This window comes from Sporosarcina sp. USHLN248 (assembly GCF_037144575.1).
Taxonomy (GTDB): Bacteria; Bacillota; Bacilli; order Bacillales_A; family Planococcaceae; genus Sporosarcina; species Sporosarcina contaminans.
This window is the reverse complement of the sequence record NZ_JBBCZC010000032.1, coordinates 19,386-45,802: the sequence shown is the minus strand read 5'-3', so window position 1 is coordinate 45,802 and position 26,417 is coordinate 19,386. Positions and strand designations below refer to the sequence as shown.

The 26,417-nt window shown below is 41.7% G+C and carries 23 protein-coding genes; 5 read left to right on the top strand and 18 right to left on the bottom strand.

All coding sequences use genetic code 11. The features are described 5' to 3' along the window. Positions 1-486 precede the first annotated feature (486 nt). Positions 487-708: a hypothetical protein gene (locus WFH04_RS13200; RefSeq protein ID WP_336824522.1), complete on the top strand. Its 222-nt coding sequence runs from the start codon at positions 487-489 to the stop codon at positions 706-708. A gap of 294 nt (positions 709-1,002) precedes the next feature. Here the strand turns inward: WFH04_RS13200 and WFH04_RS13195 are convergent, their stop codons facing one another. Beyond that, a complete protein-coding gene (locus tag WFH04_RS13195; protein WP_336824521.1) occupies positions 1,003-1,713 on the bottom strand; it encodes a sulfite exporter TauE/SafE family protein in 711 nt (236 codons plus the stop codon). A 208-nt stretch (positions 1,714-1,921) separates the two neighbouring features. Here WFH04_RS13195 and WFH04_RS13190 point away from each other — a divergent pair, with 208 nt between their 5' ends. Continuing rightward, positions 1,922-3,607 carry a methyl-accepting chemotaxis protein gene (locus tag WFH04_RS13190; protein ID WP_336824520.1) on the top strand — a complete coding sequence of 562 codons (1,686 nt, stop codon included), beginning with the start codon at positions 1,922-1,924 and terminating at the stop codon, positions 3,605-3,607. A gap of 348 nt (positions 3,608-3,955) precedes the next feature. Continuing rightward, complete coding sequence (locus tag WFH04_RS13185) at positions 3,956-5,134, top strand: M20 metallopeptidase family protein (protein WP_336824519.1); 1,179 nt, start codon at positions 3,956-3,958, stop codon at positions 5,132-5,134. A gap of 61 nt (positions 5,135-5,195) precedes the next feature. On the opposite strand, the gene WFH04_RS13180 is transcribed toward WFH04_RS13185, so the two are convergent. The 17 genes from WFH04_RS13180 to WFH04_RS13100 all read right to left on the bottom strand — a co-directional run bounded on the left by WFH04_RS13180 (position 5,196) and on the right by WFH04_RS13100 (position 24,337). Beyond that, entirely contained in the window at positions 5,196-6,866 is a 1,671-nt protein-coding gene (locus tag WFH04_RS13180) for an acyl-CoA dehydrogenase family protein (protein WP_336824518.1), read from the bottom strand. Beyond that, the gene (locus tag WFH04_RS13175; RefSeq protein WP_336824517.1) at positions 6,863-8,368 is read right to left on the bottom strand and encodes a class I adenylate-forming enzyme family protein; all 1,506 of its coding nucleotides are present in this window, start codon (positions 8,366-8,368) and stop codon (positions 6,863-6,865) included. Before WFH04_RS13175 ends, WFH04_RS13180 begins: the two co-directional genes overlap by 4 nt. A gap of 311 nt (positions 8,369-8,679) precedes the next feature. Then, complete coding sequence (locus WFH04_RS13170; RefSeq protein ID WP_336824524.1) at positions 8,680-9,057, bottom strand: MerR family transcriptional regulator; 378 nt, start codon at positions 9,055-9,057, stop codon at positions 8,680-8,682. Between the two features lie 257 nt (positions 9,058-9,314). Then, the gene (locus WFH04_RS13165) at positions 9,315-10,589 is read right to left on the bottom strand and encodes a TRAP transporter large permease (protein WP_336824516.1); all 1,275 of its coding nucleotides are present in this window, start codon (positions 10,587-10,589) and stop codon (positions 9,315-9,317) included. Continuing rightward, entirely contained in the window at positions 10,586-11,083 is a 498-nt protein-coding gene (locus WFH04_RS13160) for a TRAP transporter small permease (protein ID WP_336824515.1), read from the bottom strand. The genes WFH04_RS13165 and WFH04_RS13160 overlap by 4 nt, the downstream gene beginning before the upstream one ends. 250 nt (positions 11,084-11,333) lie before the next feature. Continuing rightward, positions 11,334-12,368: a TRAP transporter substrate-binding protein gene (locus tag WFH04_RS13155; RefSeq protein ID WP_336824514.1), complete on the bottom strand. Its 1,035-nt coding sequence runs from the start codon at positions 12,366-12,368 to the stop codon at positions 11,334-11,336. After that, positions 12,365-13,273, bottom strand: coding sequence for a hydroxymethylglutaryl-CoA lyase (locus WFH04_RS13150; protein ID WP_336824513.1), 909 nt, complete (start codon positions 13,271-13,273; stop codon positions 12,365-12,367). The genes WFH04_RS13155 and WFH04_RS13150 overlap by 4 nt, the downstream gene beginning before the upstream one ends. Continuing rightward, positions 13,273-14,475 carry a CaiB/BaiF CoA transferase family protein gene (locus tag WFH04_RS13145; RefSeq protein ID WP_336824512.1) on the bottom strand — a complete coding sequence of 401 codons (1,203 nt, stop codon included), beginning with the start codon at positions 14,473-14,475 and terminating at the stop codon, positions 13,273-13,275. The genes WFH04_RS13150 and WFH04_RS13145 overlap by 1 nt, the downstream gene beginning before the upstream one ends. Positions 14,476-14,487: 12 nt before the next feature. Then, a complete protein-coding gene (locus WFH04_RS13140) occupies positions 14,488-15,159 on the bottom strand; it encodes a GntR family transcriptional regulator (RefSeq protein ID WP_336824511.1) in 672 nt (223 codons plus the stop codon). A 358-nt stretch (positions 15,160-15,517) separates the two neighbouring features. Further along, entirely contained in the window at positions 15,518-16,288 is a 771-nt protein-coding gene (locus WFH04_RS13135) for an ABC transporter ATP-binding protein (RefSeq protein ID WP_336824510.1), read from the bottom strand. Continuing rightward, positions 16,278-17,261, bottom strand: coding sequence for a FecCD family ABC transporter permease (locus WFH04_RS13130; RefSeq protein WP_336824523.1), 984 nt, complete (start codon positions 17,259-17,261; stop codon positions 16,278-16,280). Before WFH04_RS13130 ends, WFH04_RS13135 begins: the two co-directional genes overlap by 11 nt. A gap of 23 nt (positions 17,262-17,284) precedes the next feature. After that, entirely contained in the window at positions 17,285-18,157 is an 873-nt protein-coding gene (gene isdE / locus WFH04_RS13125; protein WP_336824509.1) for a heme ABC transporter substrate-binding protein IsdE, read from the bottom strand. Between the two features lie 15 nt (positions 18,158-18,172). Next, positions 18,173-19,114: an NEAT domain-containing protein gene (locus WFH04_RS13120; RefSeq protein WP_336824508.1), complete on the bottom strand. Its 942-nt coding sequence runs from the start codon at positions 19,112-19,114 to the stop codon at positions 18,173-18,175. A gap of 72 nt (positions 19,115-19,186) precedes the next feature. Continuing rightward, a complete protein-coding gene (locus WFH04_RS13115) occupies positions 19,187-20,740 on the bottom strand; it encodes an NEAT domain-containing protein (RefSeq protein ID WP_336824507.1) in 1,554 nt (517 codons plus the stop codon). 21 nt (positions 20,741-20,761) lie between these two features. After that, the gene (locus WFH04_RS13110; protein WP_336824506.1) at positions 20,762-21,364 is read right to left on the bottom strand and encodes an NEAT domain-containing protein; all 603 of its coding nucleotides are present in this window, start codon (positions 21,362-21,364) and stop codon (positions 20,762-20,764) included. 485 nt (positions 21,365-21,849) lie between these two features. Continuing rightward, positions 21,850-22,749: a 3-hydroxyacyl-CoA dehydrogenase gene (locus tag WFH04_RS13105; protein ID WP_336824505.1), complete on the bottom strand. Its 900-nt coding sequence runs from the start codon at positions 22,747-22,749 to the stop codon at positions 21,850-21,852. A 130-nt stretch (positions 22,750-22,879) separates the two neighbouring features. Further along, positions 22,880-24,337, bottom strand: a complete 1,458-nt coding sequence (locus WFH04_RS13100) for a methyl-accepting chemotaxis protein (protein ID WP_336824504.1) — start codon at positions 24,335-24,337, stop codon at positions 22,880-22,882. 221 nt (positions 24,338-24,558) lie between these two features. On the opposite strand from WFH04_RS13100, the gene WFH04_RS13095 reads away from it, so the two are divergent. Then, positions 24,559-24,702 (top strand): YfhE family protein, encoded by a 144-nt coding sequence (locus WFH04_RS13095; RefSeq protein ID WP_336824503.1) that lies wholly within the window; start codon positions 24,559-24,561, stop codon positions 24,700-24,702. A gap of 322 nt (positions 24,703-25,024) precedes the next feature. Then, positions 25,025-26,401: an alkaline phosphatase gene (locus WFH04_RS13090; protein ID WP_336824502.1), complete on the top strand. Its 1,377-nt coding sequence runs from the start codon at positions 25,025-25,027 to the stop codon at positions 26,399-26,401. Positions 26,402-26,417 lie beyond the last annotated feature (16 nt).

Here is a 26,417-nt window from a genome sequence, read left to right as displayed (position 1 = left end):
GGCTCACCGCCCGCCCCCCGGAAAGCGTGCGCCTGGAACGGAAAGCGACGGTTGTCAGGGGTTCCCCATTTATTCTCCAACCAGAAAGGGACTATCACAGAAAATCAGTTTACACTGACTTTCTGGACAGCCCCTTCATTCTTTTTAAGGATTTTAGTCATTGTAAAGATGTTTGTCCGGCTTGGCTTGAAAATGCTTGCCACGTGGAAGGCAGTCTAAGTTCGCGATGTCCTCAGTGCCTTAATTTCCATAAAGGGCTCGTAAATATGGCAAATTGAACCCTTCGCAGTTCGATTCGCAGTATACATGCGTTTGTCAACAAGCTGAACCGCGCAATCATCATTGCATGGGTGTTTTTGTTTGAAGCAGCTTATAACTTGTTAGAGTGCAAATGCCAACGCAAAACATCGCGGAATGTAAATTGCATTGTTGGACAAAGTGAAATAGTATGGACGTTATAAAAACCGCTTGAATGGAGGAGCAAAAATGTCAGAATTCAAAATTACGTACTTTTTCGATGAAGAGCATTATATTCGCCGATTTATCCATACCGATTCATTCGAAAGCGCGGAGAAAATTGTGCAAAGCGAACGCGATCAATATATTTCATTTCGCGATAGCCGCGGCATTTATCATGAATTGAATACAAGTAAAGTGCGTGTCGTCCAAATTTCAGAATATCATCGAATCGATAAGACGAAAAAGTAAGGGGAATATGCTACAACTACTCCTTGCCGTAGTGAGTACAATATTTCCCAAGCAACAATCACTTTTAACCAATCATACTTACAGCGATATAATTGCTTTTTTGTTAACAATCAAAAAAGGAAAGAATTTATTTGTCCATACAATATGGTGGACCATGCCACCAATCCTACTTCTTTCCTTTATTGTTTTCACATCGCTTGGACTAACGGTCCTTTCTAACAGAAGCACAAGCGAGTTATGAAACGTCAATATTGTATTTTATCGCTCTCTTCTATGTGCTAGTCCTGTTGATTGTTAGGTGTTGAAAAGCAAGTAAGCGCCAGTAAATAGCAGAATGGCGTATGTAAACAACTGAAACATTTTTTGATTGATCCGTGAAAAAAGATATTGACCTGCCAATTGCCCCAACAGTACGATCGGCAAAGCACATAATGCATACAACCATACTTTGTTTGATGTGCCCGCTGCAAAAATTTGTACAACTAAACTGAAGAAGTAAATGAATAAATAATACGCTAATGTTGTTCCCCGGAGTTTTGCCTTTTCTGTTTCAGTACCGGAAAAATAGAGCAGCAATGGGGGTCCTGGCATGCCGATACTCGTTGTCAAGGAACCTGAAATTGCCCCCACTATGCGGTCGCGGCCTCTCGTCTGCCCAATCCGAAATTTTAGAAGCAACAATACTGTCAAAAGCAGGATTAATATGCCAATCGCTATTTTTAAATAGTCGATATTTGAAAATGAAAATACCATCATACCAATCGGCAAACCGATAACACTTCCACTAATAAATCTCTTTAAAACACCTCGATCGATGTCACTTCGAATATTTTTAAATAAGGTCAGTGAAATGAATAACGATAAAATTAAATTCAATTGAATCGCATCTCTTGCATCAAATAGCAGGAGCAAAAACGGTGTAGCTACTATTGAAAATCCGAATCCCGTACTCGTTTGCAAAAGTGATGCCGTGAATATAAGTAGAATAAATAACCCGACTTCCAAAATGAAAACCTTCTTTATCTAAATTTCCATTCATTATAGCATAACGGATTCCATAAAATCTGACTGTTACCAAAATTAGTTTTTAATAGATTCATATAGCATTTCCATCAATTTCTTTGTATCATAGGTAATAAGAACTTTCTAACATAAAACAAAAGTTTCACAAGTTCTATTTCTCCCTTATTCTAAATGATTAGGAGGTACTATGATGTTTAAGCAAAAGGGATCTATACGCAAGAAGATCATTTGGGCTACGCTCATACCGATTTACATAATTGCCACACTCTTCAGCGCATTGTTTTATTTTCAAGCGATGGATATCGTAGAAAAAAACGTTATACCGCAATTTGAAGATTCCCTAACTACAACGATGGATGAACTATCGGGCAAGTTGCCTGCACGCGTTATTAACCGTGCCTATTCAGACAAATCTGCACATCTTCAATTGTTGAATATTTTGAATTCGGCAAAACAGAAGAGTGGATTTGAAAACATTTATATCGTCACTAAAGTTGATGGAGAAGATATGCTCTTAGCCATGTCCGACTCTACTGATTATTTAGTTCCGCAAGCGCTTACAGCAGAACAAAACAAGGCTTTGCAATCGGAAAAACCATTATTTAGTGATATCTATTCAAATGATTTAGGCGTACACAAATCGATGTTTATGCCAATTGAAGGAACCGAGGCACTGATCGGTATCGATCAAGACGCAAAATTTATTACTGACATTAAAAGAAATGTTGTCATTATCTCTCTTGCAACCGTTATCATCGGTATGTTGATTAGCATTGTGATTCCTTCATACGTTGCAAGAAAGATTTCGAAGCCGCTAACTCAACTCATCCAAATAACAGAGGAAGTCGGGAAAGGTGATTTGACGAAGTCCATTACGATCAAAAGCAGGGATGAGATCGGCCGGTTAGCCCATAGCTTTAATTTAATGAAAAACGAGCTTCAACATATGATCCAGCAAGTAAATAAAACCTCCGATAATGTAGTAGCATCGTCATCTGAAATGTCGGAGAGTGCTGACCAAATGGCGAAGGTCGCAAACCAATCGACAATTGCTACGCAAGAAGTATCAGCAACGAGCGAAGCACTTTCTGAGGCTGCAGCTCAAAACCTACTTGCTCTTGAACAAATAACAACAGGCATCCAACAGATTGCTGATTCTGCATCAAAGCTCTCGGAGGACACGTCAGACGTTTCCAAAGCAGCACATGAAGGAAGCGATTTGATCCAAGATTCAATCGAAGGCATTCATACAATTAACCAATCTGTACAAGCATCTATGAAAGTCACGCAAGTCATGCATACACGTTCGAATGACGTTACGAAAATTATTGGCATGATTACCGATATTTCCGATCAAATCAACTTGTTAGCCTTGAATGCTGCTATTGAAGCCGCCCGAGCAGGCGAAGCTGGAAAAGGATTTAGTGTTGTTGCAAGCGAAGTTCGGAACTTGGCCGAACAATCCGCTCGTTCTGCCAATCAAATTAGCACGATCATTCAAGAAATCCAAAGTGATGCGGAACAATCTGTCCAAGCAATGGAAAAAGTGTTTGAAGATGTCGAACGTGAAACCGTCATTGTAAATGAAGCCGGGAATTCATTCAAAAATATCTCAAGCCGCATCCAGCAAATTAGCGCAAGCGTCCAAGACGTTTCCGCTACGATCCAAGAAATTTCAGCTGGTTCAGAAGAAATATTAGCATCTACACATGACACAGTCCAATCGTTGGAAAATTCATCTGAACATACGCAAAATATTGCGGCATCTATGGAAGAACAACTTGCAGCTATGCAAGAAATGGTTAGCACTTCAGCGTCATTGAACGACTTGGCTGATCAATTGAAAGAAGAAATTAAGAAATTTAAAGTTGAATAACAATAAAAATCCCGTTCGCCTCAAATGGCTGCGGGATTTTTGTTTAACAGTAACCGTTTGCCGCCTTGCCCAACCGCCCTTTGCAATTAGCAGGTAATGGGGGGGCTTACTACTCTACTCAACTTATTAGGTTGAATTATTATAATTCCGAGTTGACATATCGGTATTACAGTCATAAAATAAGGAAAATTACATTCTTTTTGAAATGCTTAGATCGTTTCATGGAATTTTGATCTATGTAGACGAACAATCTTTTGTAGATCAGAGGATTTTAAATCGTACTTGAAGAAGCAGTAGGCAGACAGCTATTATTCATTCAAAAAAGATTAGTAGAAATGGGGGATCGGTATGGTAATTGAACAGATTTTTAATGAGTTAGAGCAACATTCTAGTAAAGTGATCGAATGGAGAAGGTATTTGCATCAGCATCCAGAGCTTTCGTTTGAAGAAACGGAGACCGCCGCTTTCATAAAAGAGAAACTATTGAGCTTTGGCTTGGAGGTGAAGTCGGACATTGGTGGAAATGGGCTGATCGGGATTTTGAAAGGCAGCAAGCCTGGAAAGACAATTGCATTGCGAGCTGATTTTGACGCGCTTCCGATTGCAGATGAAAAAGATGTCCCCTATAAATCAACTCGGCCGAATGTTATGCATGCTTGTGGACATGACGGCCATACTGCTGCCCTGTTAGGAACTGCACAAGCACTTAGCCAATTTCAAAAATCCATTGCAGGCACCGTTATTTTCCTTTTCCAGCATGCGGAGGAAAAACCGCCTGGCGGGGCAAAATTCATGATAGAAGATGGCGTACTGCAAGATGTCGACTTTGTATTCGGCGCCCATTTGGCATCTGATACACCGGTCGGCCATTATGCAGTTGGTTCTGCTTTCAAAATGGCAGCTGTCGATAAATTCTCCATTACAATCCAAGGAAAAGGCGGACACGGCGCTAAGCCGCATGACAGTGTCGATGCGATTGTCGTTGGCAGCGATCTTGTCAGTGCTCTGCAAAAAGTCGTTAGCAGGCAAGTGAATCCATTACAATCGGCTGTTCTCACAATCGGCGTTTTTCAAGCAGGCAGTGCTTTTAATATTATCGCAGATACTGCTAAGCTTGAAGGAACTGTACGTACATTCGATGAAGATGTCCGTCAACAAGTAAAGGAAAACATTTATACGATTACAAAGGGTATTACCGAAGCATTTGGAGCTAAGGCAACAATTGATTATTTGCATGGTTACCCTGCCCTCTATAACCATGAGATAGAAACCGATCAAGTTCGAACGATCTTCGAAAACCATTTTAGCAAAGAAAACATTATTGAATTGCAGCCATCGATGGGAGCAGAAGATTTCGCTTACTTTCTGCTTGAAAAACCGGGAACGTATTTCAAAGTAGGCTCAAGAAATGAAAACAGCGACACCCACTTCCCTCATCACCATCCAAAGTTTGACATTGATGAACGTGCTCTATTGAACACTGCAAAAGCCTTTGTTGCAATCGTTGATCATTATTTAGGGAAATAAAATCAGACCTCCTCATTGCGATAGCGCTATGAGGAGGTCTTTAACAAACTTTGACCGTTTCCTACACGATTTCTGTAAAATAACTGACAGTCTTCATTCTATCCCCAGTCCTTCTTAACTTCCATGTTTCTTCAATGAACACCTCAGCTATTTTTGCATATTTTCCACCATGCTGAGCCGCCCATTCCAACGCAACGATACTCTCATATAAATCGGACATGCGTTTCATGAAAGCTTTCGCTTCGAATGTTTGCAATGCTTGATCATAACCCGCAAACGCAACTAAATCTGCAGAAAGCTTTTCCAGCTCTGCCTTAATGGCCGCTTTCATTTCATTTTCCTGAATGATGACGAGCCGTTTTCGCATTTCATCGACAAACAGCTTATGTGCTTCGAATTTATTCACAAGGCGGATGAGCTCTAACCCTAAAATATTTGCGGTTCCTTCCCAAACAGTGAGCACTTGGGCATCGCGCAACAGTCTCGGCGTGACGAAGTCTTCGATATAGCCGTTCCCGCCATGCATTTCAATTGCCTCGTGCGCAAAATGAATTGCCTGCTCGGCGGATTCCTTTTTCATAATTGCAATGAAAAGACGGTTCAGCACTTTTTCCCGATCTGTCGCTTCACCATCCGTAACTCGCTCGTAAAGCTTAATAAAATCAAAGATCGCCGCAGTTTCAACATGAAGCTTAGCCGCCATCTTTCCTAAAGTGTCCTGTACCATTGGATAATTGGTGAGCCTTTGTCCGAATGCATTGCGACGCTCCGCATATTCTTTCGCCTCTATGAAAGCACGCCGCATAATGCCTATCGATGCCACAGCATTGCATATTCGGGATAGGTTAAGCGCTTCCATCATATAATAAAATCCTTTTGCAGGATCTCCGACGACATAAGCGACAGCTCCATCGAATTCGATTTCACCAGATGGCACAGCTCGGACGCCTAACTTATCCTTCAATCTACGGATGCGTAAACCGTTCACCTCACCGGATTCCTTGCGCCACGGGACGGCGAACAACGTCAAGCCTTTGGAACCATCAGGCGCTCCTTCCCTTCTCGCCAATACCATTGCAACACCTGCCATGCCTGCATTTGACGCAAAATATTTCTCCCCGTATAGACGATAATGATCGCCGTCTTTCACTGCTTTTACGACATTTGCACCAACATCCGAGCCACCTTGCCTCTCCGTCAAAAATGTTGCCCCTTCATACAACGGAACTTCTCCCGTGGAACAAACATTGTCTAAAAACAGCTGCTTGACATCGTCATTTGCGTAATGATCCAATAGATATGCAGTCGCTTGTGTTAAAGTAACTGGGCAATAAAATCCCGGCTCCGTTTGCGACAAAATATACCCTTGAGCAAAACTGTATGTGTAATTCCCTTTGCGAGATAGTTCGGGAATTTCTTTATGGACATAGCCGACAATCCCAGTCCTATAAGTTTCTTCTACAGTTTTCCAGTAGCCTTCATTGACCCATACTTCAGATGTTTCCTCTCCGAATTTATTGTAACGTATGAGCCTCGGCTCTCCTTCACGGTCGGTATGCTTCGCCCGTTCATCGATTTCGTTCGCGCAAGCTTCCCCAAAGCGATGCAATTCCCGTTTAGCATATTGAAGGAAATCGTCATCCAAATGATTCTCTAAAATGAATTGCAATGTCTCATCATTTTCAAAGAAATTCCGTTTCCCTTCAATCTTTCTCTCTTGCAGTACCTTCATTTCACCGCCACTCCTTCCCGCAAAGGCTGTTTTAGTATTTTGCCCGATGCGTTTCTCGGCAGCGCATCTACTTGCTCATATAAACGAGGAACTTTGAATTTCGCCAAATGCGCAGATAGATAGTCTTTCAATTCATCTACATCAATTGGCGATTTTGCCGCAAATACAGCTTTAACTGTCTCGCCCCATTCCACGTGCGGCACACCGACAACTGCCACTTCTGTCACATTAGGGAATTGCAAAATGACTTCCTCAATCTCTTTCGGATAAACATTGACCCCACCTGAAATGATCAAATCCTTCTTACGATCGACAATCCAAATGTAGCCATCTTCATCAAATCTGCCTAAGTCACCTGTCTTCAGCCATTCTCCTATGAATGTTTCTTTTGTCGCCTCGTCATCCTTATAGTAGCCAATCATATTGCCTTCACCCCAAAGGACAATTTCCCCAACCTCTCCAGGTTGAACGTCTTCACCTTGATCGTCAACGATTCGAAGTTCTGTATGAAGCGGAGCCCGCTTGCCAATACTGCCAGCTTTTGCATCATGCTCTTCTGCCAACAGCAATGATCCGCTTGGTCCCGCTTCTGTTAAACCGTACACACAGCAAATATTATCGGTTCGGAAAGCCTGTTTTACCATCCGTACTTCATTCGCGGAAAGCGGTGCACCGCCGTAAATCCACCATTTCATGGATGAGAGATCCGCCGTTTTCAACCGTGAATTGCCTGCAGTGAGTAAATACGCAACAGGCGCACCAAAAAAGTGCGTCGTCTTCTCTTTTTCTACCGTTTCAATCAATAGATCAGGAGTGAAAGTAGGTGTGAGCACAAGTGTCGAACCGACAAGTATGCCAGCCATTAAGAATAAATGCAGCGGCGCAGAATGGCTAAGCGGCATCATAAGCAACATGCGACTCTCCGGCTTCACTTCCATTTCGACTGCAATCATCGTAGCGACCGTTAATATATTTCGATAGCTAAACAGGACCCCCTTCGGCTTGCCGGTCGTTCCTGATGTATACAAAATCGTTGATTCATCGTCTTCCTTCAACAAGCAAGGAAACGAGGCATCCTCTGCGTTGTCAATTAAAGACTCGAAGCTAAGGAAATTGTCCTGTGGCTTTCCTGTTTTGATTAATAAAGAAGGAGCTTGCAACTGTTTTACTGTATCAAACACTATCTCATGTGCAATGAGTGCATCCGCATCGGAATGGTCCAAAATGTACTCTAACTCTTCAGTAGTCAGCTTCACATTAATTGGAACAACGACAGCGCCGATCCGTTGGACAGCAAAATAGGAGATGACAAACTCCTCGACATTCGGCAGAAACAGCGCCACTTTCGAACCTTTCTGAATCCCTTCCCCGATCAGTGCATGGGCGAGCCGGTTCACTAATTGATCCAACTCTTTATACGTTGTCCGTTTCCCCATACAAACTACGGCTTCCCGATTCGGATATTTACGTGCATTACGTGCCAATAACTGTGAACTATTCATCCATTCATTCCCCTTTCATTAATTTGACTTTTCAGTTTATTAAACAGACATTTCTCCTTGAACTACCTCTACCAAGACTTCAATAATTGATCATTATCCTTACCAACAAAAATGTTTCCTTCCAATGAATAAACAATCTGTTCCGCTTATTCCTTTCATCTCAAGACACAATCTCGTATTCATTCAGACGATTGAATTCAATACCTTTTTACGTTATATGGCTTTACCATGAAATAAATAGGCATCCTGCCTTTTTATTGATCCCCTGCACTAATGCACTTTTACCTATTTAGTGAAACACCACTTCTAATTTAGTTTCTGTCCAATTGATCGTACTTTTCCTTAAAATCAACAAGCAACTGTTCCATTTCAATTTTCATTTCTTGCAATTCATTAATCTTCGCTTCAATTTCACTCAATCGACGCTCCCCATATTCAATCGTCCGTTCCAACTGCCTTCGCCCCGTCCGATCTTTGTTGAATAAAAGTACCATCTCTTTAATTTCATCAAGCGAAAAACCGTACCGTTTCCCCCGAAAAATCAACTTTAGCTTCGCCAACTCTGCACTCGAATACAGCCGCTGATTATTCTCCGTCCGTTCCGGTTCAAGCAAGCCGATCTCTTCATAATAGCGGATTGTCCGAGTCGATACACCAAACATCTTCGCCATCTCCGCAATCGTCTTCAGCTTCACCACCCCTTCATCCGTTTATCTTGACTATATCATTTACGTTAACGTAAAGGGCAAGTGTAGAGTGTCATTTTTTAGTACTATCTACTATGAAACGTAACTACGACGCATTACAACGTACGCAACGGAATATAAAGCGTGTGCACCGAAACGGAACGACGGCATAACACTCCGTATAACTGTCAAAACAATTTGCAACTTCAAATCCGCATAAAAAAGTTCCACTAAGGATTTCTCCTCGTGGAACTGTTCGTTTACTCTACATTGTCGACAAGTACTGTCGCAATCTCTGGGAAGAAGGAGAGGACGACTATGAAAACGATCATAATAACAGCGTAAGGAATAACGCCTCTCACAATTTCATTAATTGAATTACGCTTGTCCAACCCTTTTAGTACAAATAGGTTTAAACCAACTGGAGGCGAAATCAGTGCCAATTCCATATTAATAACCATAATGATGGCGAACCAGATTGGGTCGAAGCCTAAAGCCATTATTATTGGATATAGAATCGGCAATGTAATTACTAATATAGAAACAGTTTCCAAGAACATTCCCAAGATAAGCAACACAATATTGATCAAAATAAAAATGATCCATGGCGAAATGTCTTGTGATGTCGCTACGTTTACGACACTTTGTGGAATTTGCAAGATTGTCATAATGTAGCCTAACAGCATTGCCCCTACAATAATGAGCAAAATCATTGCATTCGTTTTTACGGTTTCTACTAAAATCTTTTTCAAAGCTGAAAATGTCAAATTACGGTAGACAAATATTGCGATTGCAAAGCTAAACACAACGCCTACTGCCGCAGCTTCCGTTGGGGTAAATTTTCCTGAATAAATACCGCCAATAATAACGATTGGTAGCAACAGGCCCCAAATAGCTTGTTTGGAAGCCGAGAACCTTTCTCTCCAAGTTGCAGGCTTATCTTTAATATGCCGAGTTTGGTAAGCTGAAAACAGCATGAATGCAATTGTCAAAATTGCCCCAGGGATAACTCCGGCGATAAACAGTTTCCCAACAGACTCTCCAGTAACCGACCCATATATAATCATTGGAATACTGGGAGGTATTAAGATTCCTAAAGTCCCTCCAGCAGCTAACAGCCCTAATACGTGGCGCTTGTTGTAGCCGCGCTTTACCATCTCCGGTAATGCAACAGCACCTACTGTAACTGCAGTTGCCACACTTGAACCTGATATTGCGGAAAATACCGTACAACAAAAAATTGTAGCAATTGCCAGACCGCCTGGAAAATGTCTAAACCACTTGCTTGCCATATCATACAAATCTCTTCCAACGCCGCTAATGACTAAAACTTGGCTCATTAGAACATACATCGGCAAAGCGGTTAAGGAGAAGTCGTCCAAGGACTTATAGGAAATGATCGGGATTTGCATAAATGCAAACGTACCACCATTGAAAAAATACATACCCGCCACTGCCAATAAACTTAGTGCAAATGCAACGGGCAAGCCTATGAGGAGAAGAACGCCAAGTCCTCCAGTAAAGAAGATATTCATAGATGCTCTCCTCCTTTATGAACGCCGCCATCGATTAATTGTAAAATAAACGCAATGCAGAGCAGTACTCCCCCTGCGACAAGCAAGGACTCAGGTATGTACATCGGAATCCTCAATAATGATGCAGATGTTACATTCAACTTGAATGTTTTGATCACATGTAAATAACTATAAATCGTAAAAATAACACTAAATAGCAAGCCTAAAGAATTGGAAAGATAGGCCAAGATTGTTTTCATACGATCATTCACGTTATTAATCAATAAATCTACCGTAATATGCGAATAGGTCCGAACCGCATAGGCACTTCCTAAAAAACAGCTGCCGATAATCGCATAAATCGATAATTCAGTTGCCCAGGAAGTAGGTTTGTCGAAAAAGGATCTTGATACGACTTCATAGAAAGTCATAAATGTCGTAATCAATATGAGTACGCCGGCAATATATGCTCCCCATCGTACGAGCAGATCCGCAAAATGATAGACCTTTTTCACGATCGGTTCCCCCTTTACTTGAAAATCGTTCAGACTGAAGACAGCGTACCTTTTCAGTTCGTCTTCAGTCATTTTAATGTTTGTAGTTATAATTGTTTGCTTATCTCTCGAAAACGCTTATCACGTAGAAGGCAGTCTACGTGGGCGATAGCCTGCCTAACTTTCCACAAAAGACGCAAAATTCAAGGCAAATCGAACCCATCATCATTCGAGCTGCAGTATACGAGCATTTAGACAACGAGCTGAATATTTATTTCTTATCGACCATATCCAATAATTCCTGACCTAATTCTCCAGCATTTTTAACAAATACATCCCGGACAGGAGCAGCTGCTTCTATCCATTCTTCCAAATCTTCTTGAGGCACTACGTATACATCCATCCCTTTCTCCTCTAACGCTTTTGCAGATTCAGCATCCTCTTTCTCTGCTTGCTCACGAATCCACTTTTCCGTATCAGCAGCAACTTCCTCGATCAATTTTTGAGTTTTTTCAGGGAGCTTATCATAAAAATCTTTATTGACGGCCAATAAGAACTCTAAATATGCATAGTTATTAATCGTCAAATATTTGGTAACCTCTTCATATTTTCGTTGCAGCATCGCAGTTGTGCCAGAAGTTGCTCCATCGACTGTGTTACGCTGTAAGGCCATATACACTTCGCCGCCTCCCATAAATACAGGAGAAGCTCCGTATGCTTGGATCAATTCAGATGGTAAATCACCAATACTTCTAATTTTCAATCCTTTGAAATCTTCCGGTGATTTCAATTGACGTTTGTTATTCGCAAATTGAACGTAGCCATAATCAGCAAACATTAACACTTTGGCACCTTTCTCCTCCATAGCACCACGAAGCTTATCGCCAAACTCTCCGTTAACTGCTTCACCTACCGCAGAATAATCATTGAACACATACGGCACGTCAAAAATCCCCATTGCCGGCACTGTTGAAGCCCAGAGAGTCGATGAGTTCACACCCATTTCAACGCCGCCCGATAGGATTGATTGGTTCATATCTTTATCACTTAATAGCTGCCCTGCGGGATATACTTGAATATTGACATTACCGCCTGACTTTTCTTTAATTTCCTTAGCAAAATTTTCAATGCCGACTGCAACATGATGATCTTGCGGCAAGTTATACGCAAGACGAATCGTAACCTTTTCATAGTCGTCGCCATCAGCAGAGCTACTGCCTCCTGTTTCTCCATCCGCTTCGCCGCAAGCGGATAGAACCATCGTAGCCATTAAGGCAACTACAAACATTGCAAACCACTTTTTCATACTGCATTCCCCTTTTCTCTAATTTTTTCAACATGTCGAATACGCCCTAATGGTGTTTTTGTTGATAAACTAGCAGCAAAATCCGCTGCTTCCAATAGATGATTGAAATGAATACCTGTTTGCACTTTCATTCTTTCAAATAAATAACATAGGTCCTCTGTTGCTAGATTTCCTGCAGCACCTGGGGCGAAAGGACACCCGCCGATACCACTAGCGGACGTTTCAAATATTCTAATGCCAGTCCGATAAGCCATATACGCATTCGATAATCCTAACCCTCTCGTATCATGTAAATGAATTGCAACTGGCGTTTCGCCTGCGGTCTCAAGCACTTTTGCCATCAACTGCTCAACTTGGTTTGGTATCGCAATGCCAATCGTATCGGCGATGCCTATCCGATCAGCGCCAGCCTCTAACGCTTGTTGTACAATTTCAATGACATAATCTTCCTTAACATTGCCTTCATACGGGCAGCCGAAGCTAACTGCAACTGAAAAACAAGTTTTAATGCCATCCTTTTTCGCTTCTTTCACCAACTCTTTAAATTGCGACATATTTTGGGAGATCGACATACCAATATTTTTTTCGTTAAAAGTTTCAGTTGCTGCACTAACATAATTCACTTCCGACAATCGATGCCCTCTCGCCCGCTCGTACCCTTTCATATTAGGGATCAACGCGATCGCTTCTATGCCGTCAAAATGTGCAATGGATTCCAATAATTCTTTTGCATCTGCCATTTGCGGAACCTTTTTCGGGTGAACGAACGATGTAGCTTCCACTTTCTTTATGCCCGAACGTACAAGTTTCTCTATTAATGCGACCTTATCTTCTGTGCTCGTCCATTTTGGATCGTTTTGCAAACCATCCCGGGGGCTAACGTCTATTATCGTGACAGCAGACATTAAATCACCCCCTTCTCTCTTAGCTTGTTAATTTCATCCGATCCTAAACCGAGAAAACCTTTATAAATCTCCTCATTATGTGCTCCAAGAGAAGGACCGTTCCATTCAATATCTCCTGGCGTTTCCGAAAGCTTCGGCACGATGCCAGGCACCATTAATTGTTCACCATTTGGCAATTCAACTTTCCGGAGCATATCACGGGCTTGATAATGCTCGTCTTCTATAATGTCGTGAATTCCGTAAATTGGACCGACCGGAACGGAAGCTTCGTCCAATATTTTTTGCACTTCATGCATTGGATGCTGTAAAGTCCATTCCTCTATTGCGTTATCGATGAAATCTACATGATCCGCACGGCCTTGGTTTGTCGAGTACTTCGGGTCATCTGCAATATCACCTCTACCAATCGCCACCATTAGACGCTGAAAAATCCGATCACCATTGCCCCCGATTACAATATGTTTTCCATCTGCGCATTTATATGTGTTGGAAGGGGCTATGCCAGGCAATGTACTGCCTGTCCTCTCCCTTATTTGTCCCGTCAAATCATATTCAGGAAGTATCCCTTCTAATAAACTAAACACAGATTCATAGAGTGCTACATCGACGACTTGGCCTTCTCTTGAAGGGTGATGGTCACGTGCTCTTAATGCCATTAGCGTTCCAATAACCGCATATAGACCCGCAATCATGTCACCGATTGCAATGCCGACACGTACGGGCGGGCGGTCCGGATAACCAGTCAAGTATCTGAGCCCGCCGATCGCTTCCGCCACACTTCCAAATCCTGGTTTTTCTTTATAAGGACCACTTTGTCCATAGCCTGAAATTCTCGTTAAAATAATGCTTGGATTCACGTTTTTCATTTCTTCATAACCGAGGCCCCATCTCTCTAAAGTCCCCGGCTTGAAATTTTCAATTACGACATCCGCCTTTTCAACTAGTGACTTCACGATGTCTTGTCCTTCAGAATCTCGGAGATTAATCGTAATCGACTTCTTATTTCTGCTTTGCACATACCACCAAACGGAAGTATCTTCATGCATAACTCGCCAATTTCGTAAAGGATCCCCATTTTTCGGTTCCTCCACTTTAATTACTTCTGCCCCAAATTCCGAAAAAAGCTTTCCTGCAAATGGGGCGGCAACTAAATTCCCTAACTCTAACACCCTAACGCCTTCCAACGGCTTTCTATTGCTCATTTTCATTCCCCCTTACTGATTCGCAACCACTTTCATAAAGGATTGGTAATCATGTTCAATATGCGCTTTCATGCAATTTTTCGCTTCTTGTTCATCTTGGTTTACAATTGCCATGTAAATTTTTTTATGGTCTTGTAATGCACCACGCATATATTGAGGATTGCCTTCTAAAATTGCTTTTCTATAAAAGCTGTTTATTCCTCTCAGTTGTAAAGTCATCGATACTAAAAATGGATTATGGCTTGCTCTTACAACCATCTCATGAAAATTAAGGTTAACGCTAAGCAATCCCTTTACATTATTTGCGGAAATCTCCTTTTCCATGTCCCTGATGGATTTTTCCATCAGTACAATTTCATCAATTTTCCGACGTCTTGCGGCATAAAAAGCGGATAGGGACTCCATTTCTACCCGAATTTCATATAAATTTCGATAATCCTCAATCGTTGGATTCGCAACTGTAACACCACCCGAAGCATTTACCTCTAACAGACCATCCTTTTCCAATAACCGAACCGCTTCTCGGATCGGACTGCGACTGACATTCAATGTTTCAGATATTTTCTCTTCGATCAGGCGCTCCCCCGGCTTAATTTCCCCCAATGTTATCGCATTCTTTAAATACTCATAAACTTGTTCTTTTAAAGTCGTTCGCTTAACGATAATTTCCGCCAAATCTTCCACCCCAATTTTCGTCTACTGTATACAGTATTCTTCAAACACATTAAACCATCTATTTTGAGTTGTCAATATTATTTATCAATACTAAATAGACCGATAAGTATGTATTATTTTGGGATTATATTGAGAAAATAGGAATTATGACTAGATCGGATCTGTGCAAACGGTAAATAACGTAAGGGAAGGAAGCCGCAAACCAGTGGCAACCATGTATGTAAAAACGCTATATAAACGGCTTGCAACGAAACGTAATGGCGCCCGCCATATCACAACATAGTCCATTCGCAACGCAATGTAGAAAACACAGGCACTGTTTTCCAACAAAATAAAAAAACCTCCACAATGGGAGGCTTTCGCATGGTTAAATTCCGACTGGCACGATATACATGCCGGCTTCGGGGTCGTGTTTAACAACGACGTTTACACCGTAAATTTCTTTAATCATTTCTGCTGTTATAACGTCTTGCGGTTTTCCTTTGGCGGCGATTCTGCCGTCTTTCATAGCGATGATGACATCGCTATATTTAATCGCTTGGTTAATATCGTGAAGTACCATGACGATGGAGATGCCATGTTGTTTATTCAAATTGCGGACGAGCTCCAACAATTCGTATTGGTAAAATATATCCAAGTATGTCGTTGGTTCGTCTAAGAATAAGTATGGGGTTTGCTGGGTTAGCGCCATGGCGATCCAGACGCGTTGCATTTGTCCGCCGGATAGGCTATCTATCGGTATGTGGCGCTTCTCAAGCAAGTTAGTGCTTGCCAAAGCCCATTCGATTGCTTCTTCGTCATCTGTTGATGTGGAAGAGAAAAGATTTTTATACGGAATTCTTCCATAAGCTGTTAACTTTTCGACCGTCATATCGGAAGGTGCATTGTTTTGCTGGTGGACGACAGCCAACTTTTTCGCTAATTCTTTCGGCTTAAAATCGGCCAATGACTTGCCGTCTAACAGCACGTTTCCGCTTTTCGGCTTATAGTGATTCGATAAAACACCTAACAAGGTTGATTTCCCGCAGCCGTTCGGTCCAATGATTGTCGTCACTTTCCCAGTATCAATTGAGCTATCGATGCCATGCAATGTATTCCTCTTCTTGTCATATGAAAATGTGACTTCTTTAATGTCCATAGATACGATCACTCTTTCTTAGCAAAAATATGAGGAATGGCCCGCCGATTACTGCCATAATGATGGAAGCCGGAATTTCATTCGGCGCAATGAATGTCCTTCCAAGTGTATCTGCAAGCAGTATTAATAAAGCGCCTGCCAATGCAGAAAATGGGATGAGCACTTTATGGTCATTGCCGACAAGTGTTCTACCAATATGGGGGACTAATAATCCTACGAAAGCGAACATACCAGCAATCGCCGTCGCTACAGAAGCCAACAGAACAGCAATCAATGAAATGACGAATCGCGCCAAGTTCACATTGACACCGAGGCTTTTTGCAGTTCGATCTTCCAACGATAAATAGTTGCACCATTTATAAACGAAAAAGGATAATAGAATGCCAATCGTTCCATAAAGGGCGATTACTTCGACATCGCTCCATTTTTTCATGGATAACGTTGAAGTCGTCACTTGGCTCATTGACTGTGTAATGCCGCTGCCACTAAATCCGATTGCTTGGCCTAAGCCGGTAAAAAGCGCGTTGACCGCGATACCGATCAAAATCATACGAAGCGGATTCAACCCGGACTTCCATGATAAGGAATAGACTAAGAAAAACGCCAAAGCACCGCCAATAAATGCAAATAGCGGTACGAAGAAAAAGAACGTAGGGAATAGAGCAATGATAAGTACAGACATGAAGCTTGCGCCTGCAGAAACGCCAATAATCCCTGGGTCTGCCAATGGATTTCGCATAACTGCCTGCAAAAGTACACCTGCAACAGATAGAGCGGCTCCTGCAAATACCGCAATCAAAATTCGTGGTATTCGCAAGTCTTTTATAATTGCAACGTCCTCATTCGTTCCCGTCAGCAGTCCGTGAATCAATTCGATTGGTGTCACCTGAATGCTGCCGGTCAAGGCGGATTGCACGAAGACAATCGCGAGTAAAAGAATGACGACTATGAAACTGAGCATTTTTCGATTGATTCCAAACATGCCATTACCCGCCTTCAATTCTCTTCATACAGCATTGTCAAAAGAACATCCAATGCTTCTGCCGCTGCTAAGTTGCCCGTCGTGCCGAAAAGCTCCTCTTCCAAATCATAGACACGTCCGTTTTTTACGGCATTGAAATGCTTCCATATATCATTTGAACGGAACTCCTCATCGAACATATCCACCACTTGCTCCGGCATACCGTGTGCTGCCCGTAAAATGATATCTGGATTCGTTTGTTGCAAATGTTCCGTGTTGGAAGAAATAAATTCAACATCCTCGCCTGTAATGACATTCACCCCGCCAGCTCTCTTCACAAGATCGCCGATATAGGAATGCTCAGTCGCGACTAAATAGCTTCCTGGAATCCCCATCAGAATCAATACAGAAGGCTTCTCTTTCCCTTCAACTGCCTTTTCAATTTCAGCTGCTTTCTCTTCGAATTGAGCTACAATCAATTCCGCTTGTTCCATTCGATCGTATTTTTCGCCGATCTTCAATATTTCATCGAGCATCGCGTCAACGCTCTCTAAGTTGGCATACGTCATGTCGATTCCACGCTCGTCAAACATTTCTTGCAAATCGTATTTCAGCGTCGTCACCGAATAAATTTCTGTCGGCTTCAACGACAACAGCATTTCCATGTCAGGGCTCATCGGATTGCCTACTTCCTTCGCATTTTCATATCGTTTAGGCAAATCTTTATAGCTCGAAGGGACACCGACCAAATCAATTTCAAGCGCATCCATAATTTCCGTCAAAGCGACGGTCGTTGCAACGACTCGATCGCTATCCTGTTCGCCGATTTGCACATCCTCCTGACCTTCGGAACAGCCTGCAAGCATAATACTACATAACAATCCGAATAGGCCGATCGCTTTTCTCATTTCTGTACAACTCCCTTATTTACGAACACGTTTCTTCGCAAAAGCAAATACGATACCAGCAACAACGACCGCTGTAACGATTAAAATAATTATAAACGTCATGCGATTAGAAGAATCTTCTGCTTCATCCTTCACTTCTTCGGCGACAATTTCTTCTAAAGCTTCGTCTTCTAACATCTCTGACTCTTCAGTTACAACGGCATCTTCTTCGTCTTCTGCCTGTTCACTTTCTGATGCTTCATCCGACTTGTCTGCCTCTGTTTTCACTTCTGCTTGCTCTTCAGATTTCTTATCGGATTGCTCTGTTGTATCCTTTTCGGATTCTTTAATTACCTTTTGATTTTCTTTCGTCGTCGCATTTTCGTTCTTTTTTACAACCGTTTGTTCAGATTTCTTTTCTGGTGTTTTTTGAACCGGTTTCTCTTCCGTCTTCTTTGGTGTTTCCGGTTTCGTCTCCTTTGCCGGTGGTGGAGTTGTCACTGGCTTTTCCACTGGAGGAGCTGGGATGGAAGACGTGTTGAAATTAAAACGGATATCATATTTATTGTCATAATCAAAACCTGGAATGCCTGTTACGATGATATGTATTTTCGCGTTGACGACTTTTGTCAAATCCGACACAGTAAAGCGCACTACACGCGTATCACCTGATTCGCTCACTACTTGCACATCCGAGAAGCTGCCGCCATTTTGAACTTTAAAATATTGCCACCAAGAACTATTTTTCAGAGTAACCGTAACTGTAGCTTTGTCGTTTACTAATTGCACCTTCGCCGGGCTGACCATATAGTCTGCCGTCGTGGATTGCTCATTGCTATTATCTTTCAACACAGTGAACGGAACTGAATATTCCCCATCAGCAAACGTTGCGGCTTCCGCTTTCATCGGCATCATTACTGGAAGGAAAAGCACCATGACCACTGCAAACGCCATTGCTCTTAAAGATATTTTTTTCATTGCTATCTCCTTCGTTTCTACACACAACGCCGGCTGTCACAATAGTCGTGACGCCGGCATTCGTGCAAAAAATTATTTGATTGCTTCAAGCATGTTATAAACCATTTTCACTGCATGCGCACGAGTTGCGCTAGCTTTCGGTTCAAACACTTTTTCACCTTTTACAACATTACCATCGATAATGCCCAGGCCAGCTGCCAATTGAACAGCTTCTTTTGCGTAATCGTTCATTTGAGCCGCATCCGCGAACTCAACAGTTGTTTCTACATCTTTCAATAGTGAAGCATCTTTATATTCGATCGCACGGATAATCATTGTCACCATTTGCTGACGAGTGATTGCCGCATTTGGATTGAACTTTCCAGCATCACCTTGGATGATTCCTGCACGGTTCGCTGCTTCTACTTCATAAACGAAGCCTTCCATCTCTTTTGTTACATCAGAGAATGTACCTTCGAAATCTTGCTTTTCAAGATCCAATGCACGAGAGATGATTAACGCGAATTGCGCCCTTGTAATTTTGTCGTTCGGAGCAAATGTATCTGCAGTTTTACCTTTCACGATTTGCTTCTCAGCAAGTGCTTCGATGTAAGGTTTCGCCCATGATTGGTCGATATCCTTGAATGATACAGTTACTTCTTCTTCAGGCTGTTCTGGAGTCTCGGGTTGTTCCGGTGTTTCTGGTTGTTCTGGTTGTTCCGGTTGTTCTGGCGTTTCTACTACTACTGGTTCAACGCTATCTTGGTCAAATGATAAACGAACTGAATAATGGCCAGTGTGGTTCGCTGCAGCAACGAATACTGTCACTTTCGCATTCATGATTTTTGAGAAATCAGCTACTTCAAAAGATACAGTTCGTTGATTCGCCTCTTCATCTACACTAACTACACTCGCATCAACAAATTCACCATCTTGTTCAACTTGGAATTCAGTAATTTGTTCGTTGTTTGTCAGTGTGAAAGAAACGATTTGTTTGCCATCTTTGACAGACAATGCAGCAGGTGTTTCGATATAGCGTGTCATAGATGATTCTTTTTCTTCTTCTTCATGCAATACTTTAAAATCAATTGTATAATCGCCGTCTTCAATAGATGTTACTGGTGTTTCTGGTAGTTCTGGAGTTTCCGGTGCTTCTTCCTCAACTTCTGTTCCTTCTTCTTCAGTTGGAACATTGCTCGCGTCGAATTGGAAACGGATATCGTACGTATGGTCATATTCACCAAGACCAGGGATACCTGTCACGATGATATGTATTTTTGCATTCAATGCTTTTTCAACATCTGTTATTTCAAATTTCACAAGGCGAGTTTGTTTTTCTTTATCCTCGCTAACAACTTCAACATCAACAAATTTGTCGCCCTCTTGAACTTTCAGTGATTGCCAATATTGGCTGCTTAGCAACGTCATATAGACGAAAGTTTTACCATCTTCAACTTTCACTTGAGCAGGATTTTGTACATAGTTGCCTGCTGCTGACACTTCGTCACTTTCTTGTTGCAATACTTTAAATGGAAGCTCGTATGATACAGCTTCTTGCTCAGCCTCTGCTGCTGCAGACGGAAGTGCTGGCATCGCTGTAAACACAAGCAGCATTGCCGTGAATAAAACCATTACTGTTTTCTTCATTCTATATTTCTCCTTTTCTATTTACTTTGACCGCCTAAATCGTATAGCAACAAAAATTGCCACTATGACAAATAGCGCAACCGCAATGAAGAACCAGATTTTACTGCCTTCCTCAATAGAGTCAACCCATTGCTGGTCAGTCTCCTTCAAGGAACTTTCGTCAACTGCCAATCGTACAGTGTACGAATGGTCATATGGCATCTCTAACTCATCGATCACCACATGCATCTTCAACGGAAACGGCTCGGCCAAATCACCACTTACATTCAGCTGAATAACGCGCGTATCCGCTTCGTCATCCTCCGCAACGACTCGCACATCAGAAAAACTGTCGCCGCTTGCTTCTTGCAATTCTTGGACCCACTTGCTATGATTCAGTGTCATTTGCAAAATTAGCTCATCGCCATCCACCTTCAACAACGCAGGTTTTTCAAAATAATCATTTGCAATTGACGTAGAATCCCGATCTCCCTGCAGCAGCTCATAATCCACTGCATACAAGCCATCATCTAATGGCTCTGCCGCCTTTACAGGCATAAACGCGACGGACCACAACAGTAAAACAGCACCGATCAATGGCGCCAACCGTTTACCCATGGATACTCCTTCCCCATCATTCTCCATCTACGAAACTCTTAGTGAGAACTGTTATCAATTACTACTCTATCATCATAGTCGAACAGCACATAGTTTAAAAGCCCTCCTGACATAATTCACATATTGTTCACAAAAAAATGGAGGAAAGGTGACTTATGGGAAGAAATGCAATATTGGTTAATACATGTAGTACGCGGGAGAGCAAGCAAACAACAAATGTTCCACAACTTAGATCGAACAACACAACATAAACCGATCGCAACACAGCGTAGACTGATCGCATTACAACGTGAACGATAGATTAAACTGTATTCCTTCGCATTACACCTTAGGCGCTACATCCAATTGCCGACATCGATAGAGTCAATAAAACTTGGACAAAACATTATCGAGACTAGCCCAAATACAGCTTCCACAATACATTTCTTTCCAGTGCTGATGCCAACATACAGTTTGCTACATAAAAAAATCCCGCATAGAGACTATATCTCATGCGGGATTTCCAATATTATTTATCCTTTTAAGAAATCAGGTTGTGCAAAGGATGGGTTCGGATATTTATAAAACCCTTCTCCTGTTGCTCTGCCCAATTTACCTTGATCGATGTATTCTCGTTTCATAAGATCAGCCACTTTTTGAGCTTCTGGATTGCCAGTAGCTTGAGCTTTTGCCGCAACAATATTATAAGCAGTCGTTATTCCTACAACATCCAAAATTGCAAACGGTCCTAATGGAGCTCCTGTGCCGATCATCCATGTTTTGTCGATCGTCTCGACATCTGCTATTTCTCTCGCTAATAATGTTTGGGCAGCATCTAAAAATGGCACTAAGAGCGAATTTAAAATATAGCCAGGCTGTTCTTTATGCAATGGCAAAGCAACCATGCCGATCGCTTTTGCAAATTCGATCACATCTGTAAACACACTTTCATCTGTACCCGGGTGCTTCATCACTTCGGCAGTATTGTTTTTCCAAATTTCATTCGCAAAATGAAGGGCTAAAAATTTCTCAGGACGGCCAGTCGCTTCTGCAAATTGGCTTGGCAATAAAGTGGAAGAGTTCGTAGCAAAAATAGTTTTTTCTGGAGCAACTTTTCCTAACTTTTCATAGAAATCCGTCTTAATGTTGACCACTTCTGGAATAGCTTCAATGACGAGATCAGCTTTTTCAACCGCCTTAGATAGATCGCTGTTAAATGACATACGTTCAAATGCTGAATCGACATCTTCATCTGTTGCGTTCAAATCCGCTTTGTAGTTTTCTTTCAATTTCAAAATTCGTTCTTTCGCCGTGTTCAGAGCATCATCATTAATGTCGTAAACGGAAACTTCAAATCCTTTGAATGCCGTTTGATATGCAATTTGGCTTCCTAAGACGCCACTTCCTGCTACAGTAATATTTTTAAATCTCATAGTATATTGCTCCTTTCAGCCTATGGCTCATATCCTATAATTATTATAGGACAATAATTTTCATCGCGCATCTAATTTGCCTACAATTGCATTCCCTCTTTCAGGAAATACGTTCTAATATTTTAATGACCTACAATGAATTTACTTTGTTTGCAGTCATTTCCATCTCCTGAGCGACCAATTTACTGTCCGCATTCAAGTTTTCGATGATTTTGCTCATCGCTTGCAAATTCGCTGAAGTTTCCTCAACTATTGCGGCAAAATTGTTTGTGGAATCTTCAACTTCGACAGACTCCTTAATCATCTGATTAGAAGAAGCAGTAAATTTAATCAGTCCTTCATCTAACTGCTTCAGCGTACAAGCAACTTTCATAATCTGTTCGGATACGACTTGTGTTGTCAGCACGTTTTGTTCGATTTTCCGACTGCTTTCTGTCATCTTTTTAAATGCCGCTGTATTGCTAACGTTCAATTCAGACAAATTAGCTGTAATTTTTTCTGTCGTTTGATTCGTCACTTCTGCTAATTTACGGATCTCTTCTGCAACAACCGCAAACCCTTTACCTGCTTCTCCAGCTCTTGCGGCTTCTATCGAGGCATTAAGCGCCAGCAAGTTCGTTTGCTCTGTAATTCCTTTAATGAGAGCTGCAAATTCATTTGTCTCTAACAATTTATTGGATAAAGAAAGATACGTCTCATGTAAATCGGCTATATCTTTCTTCAAAACCGTCATGTCTACTGATAAAGCATCAATTTGCCGATTCCCTTCGATAGCAATGCCGTTTGCTTCTTCAGATTCTTTTTTTAATTCATTCGCCAAGGTGAATAAAGATGTGATACTGTTTTTCATGGAAATTGTATTTTGTGCAATGTCCGAAATTTGATTCGCCTGCGATTGACTGCCATCAGCCATTTCTTCAACTACAGACGCCATCTCATCTTGTGTAGACATATTTTGTTGTATGCGCTCATTCATCGAAGAAATGCTCTCTACAATTTCCGCAACATTCGCTTCTAAATCCGCTTTTTCTTTCTCCTTCAATTTTGCATCTTCCGCAAATTCTTCTGTATAGGCCACGATTTGTTTGAATTGCCCATTCGTCAACCGTATAATGACAAAAAACATAACACCTAAGAGGATGTACAAAAGGAGATAATAGCTAAATAAAGACTCTACCATTTCCTCCACACTCATAATGCGATTGACAACCATCAAAACAAAACCGTAAGTATATCCAAAAAGAAATGTAGGCAAATTTAGCTGAACAGCGGAAAAAATAGCTAAGAAAATGATGATCAATACCGTCTTAACATTTCCTCCATATAAGACATTTCCTATTAACGCTAATGTGTACACATGCAAAATCGCCGCGTACGGATACCATCTATGTTTCTTCAAAAATTGGTTGAATAAAAAATAGTAACCAACTACGCCTAACAAATCTACCCCATACAATATTGTTGGACCAACGCTATTGGTCAAAGCAGCCAACAATAATGCAGAAAACAAAGTGATCCCCATCGTAATAACCATTAAATGATTTTTCTTCATCGTATCCCTTAAAACCAATTGCTCAATCGTGTCCATTTTATCCCCCTCATTTCATTATTCCACTATAATATCGGCTACAATTGCAGTTTCTGAAGAATTAACCAAGATATGGGATAAATCGACCTGCTCGTTCACGACAATCTTCGTTCTTTTTCAAAATCATGCTGATAATTTCAATCTCCGCTTTTCTTTCAATGTTTATAACTCCATAGAAAAGGAAAGGAATTGAGAATACGTATGGAAAGGAGTGTTTATTTGTGAATGAAAAAAAGGAGCCGCATGAACGATTGACGGAAAAAAATAACGGACTGAAGGATACACAGGAAGTGCTGTATGCTAAAGACTTTAAACGTGCTGACAATGCCGCGAAGAAGAGAAATGAACAAAAGAAAGAGCGGTAACGACAAAAAGCCATAATCGACTTTAGCGAGTCGATTGTGGTTTTTTGTTTGAATGAAAGGATTGTAGTCATGAGAGAGGTGTTTGCCTATCTTGGCTTGAAAACGCTTGCCAAGGAAGGCTACCTCAGAACGCCACGTCCTAGGGGTGCCGTAATTTCTGCTAAGAGCGCAATACGGCAAATCAAACCCTTCGCCGTTCGATTCGCGTATGCGAGCGTTTGTCAACAAGCTGAAAGGATTAACAATCCTTTACATGTCGTTCATATAAGATTAATAATCTCCTTCTACAATTGTAGATGTAGAAAAAAGAGGAGGTTATACAATGTTATTGAAAAAGAAAGGCTTCAAAAAAGTGCTGCCGATTGCATTAGCTTCGACCGTCATAATAGGTGGCGCGCTAACAACTAGTTCTTATCAGAAAGTAAAAGCCGATGAGGTGAATAAGGAGCAGGAAATAAAAAACGTTATTTTCCTAATTGGGGATGGAATGGGCACTTCCTATACGTCCGCGTACCGTTATTTAAAAGATGATCCAACTACTCCTGAAATCGAGTTAACTGAGTTCGACAAATACCTTGTAGGACAACAAATGACGTATCCAGATGATCCAGAATCGACGATTACGGATTCTGCAGCTTCAGCGACTGCGATGTCCTCTGGAATAAAAACCTATAATAATGCCATCGCTGTCAATAAAGAAAAAGAAAATGTAAAAACAGTGTTAGAGGCGGCGAAAGAAGCGGGTAAATCTACCGGTCTTGTCGCAACATCAGAAATAACACATGCAACGCCGGCAGCGTTTGGCGCACATAACGAGAGCCGTAAAAATATGGATGCCATCGCTGATGATTACTATAATTTGCGCATAAACGGCAACCACTCCATTGACGTTTTATTAGGTGGAGGAAAATCAAACTTTGTACGTTCTGACGTTAATCTTGCGGAAGCTTTCAAAAACGATGGCTACAGCTATGTCACATCGAAAAATGAGCTTCTGAATGATGAAAATGATAAAATAGTAGGCTTATTCGCAGATGGCGGCATGCCGAAAATGATTGACCGTACAGAAGTGACGCCTTCTCTTGAAGAGATGACGATCGCAGCAATTGAGCGACTCAGCAAAAACGACAACGGCTTTTTCCTAATGGTTGAAGGCAGTCAAATTGATTGGGCTGGCCATGCCAATGATGTTATCGGTTCTATGAGTGAAATGGAAGACTTTGAAAAAGCATTCCGCGCAGCGATCGAATTTGCAAAAGAGGACAAGCATACGTTAGTTGTTGCGACTGCGGACCATTCAACTGGCGGATTTTCTATCGGTGCGGACGGCTCAGGAATTTGGGATACAAATGTGATCAAGGCTGTAAAAAGGACGCCTGCCTTCATTGCTGAAGAAATTGCGAATGGAACAGATGCGGAAACAGCATTGCTTCGTTATATCGATCAGGACCTTATGCCTCTAACGGCGGAAGAAATTGATGCGATAGCTGCCGCTGGTGAAAAAGCTGCCGATATCGAAACTGAACTTAAACGTCTCATTGACAAGCGCTCCTACACAGGTTGGACGACTGGCGGCCATACTGGAGAAGATGTTCCTGTCTATGCTTTCGGTCCATCAAGCGAGCTTTTTGCTGGGCTTTTAGACAACACGGATCACGCAAATATCATTTTTGACATCATTGCCGGAAAGTCCAAATAATAGGAAAGGAGAAGAA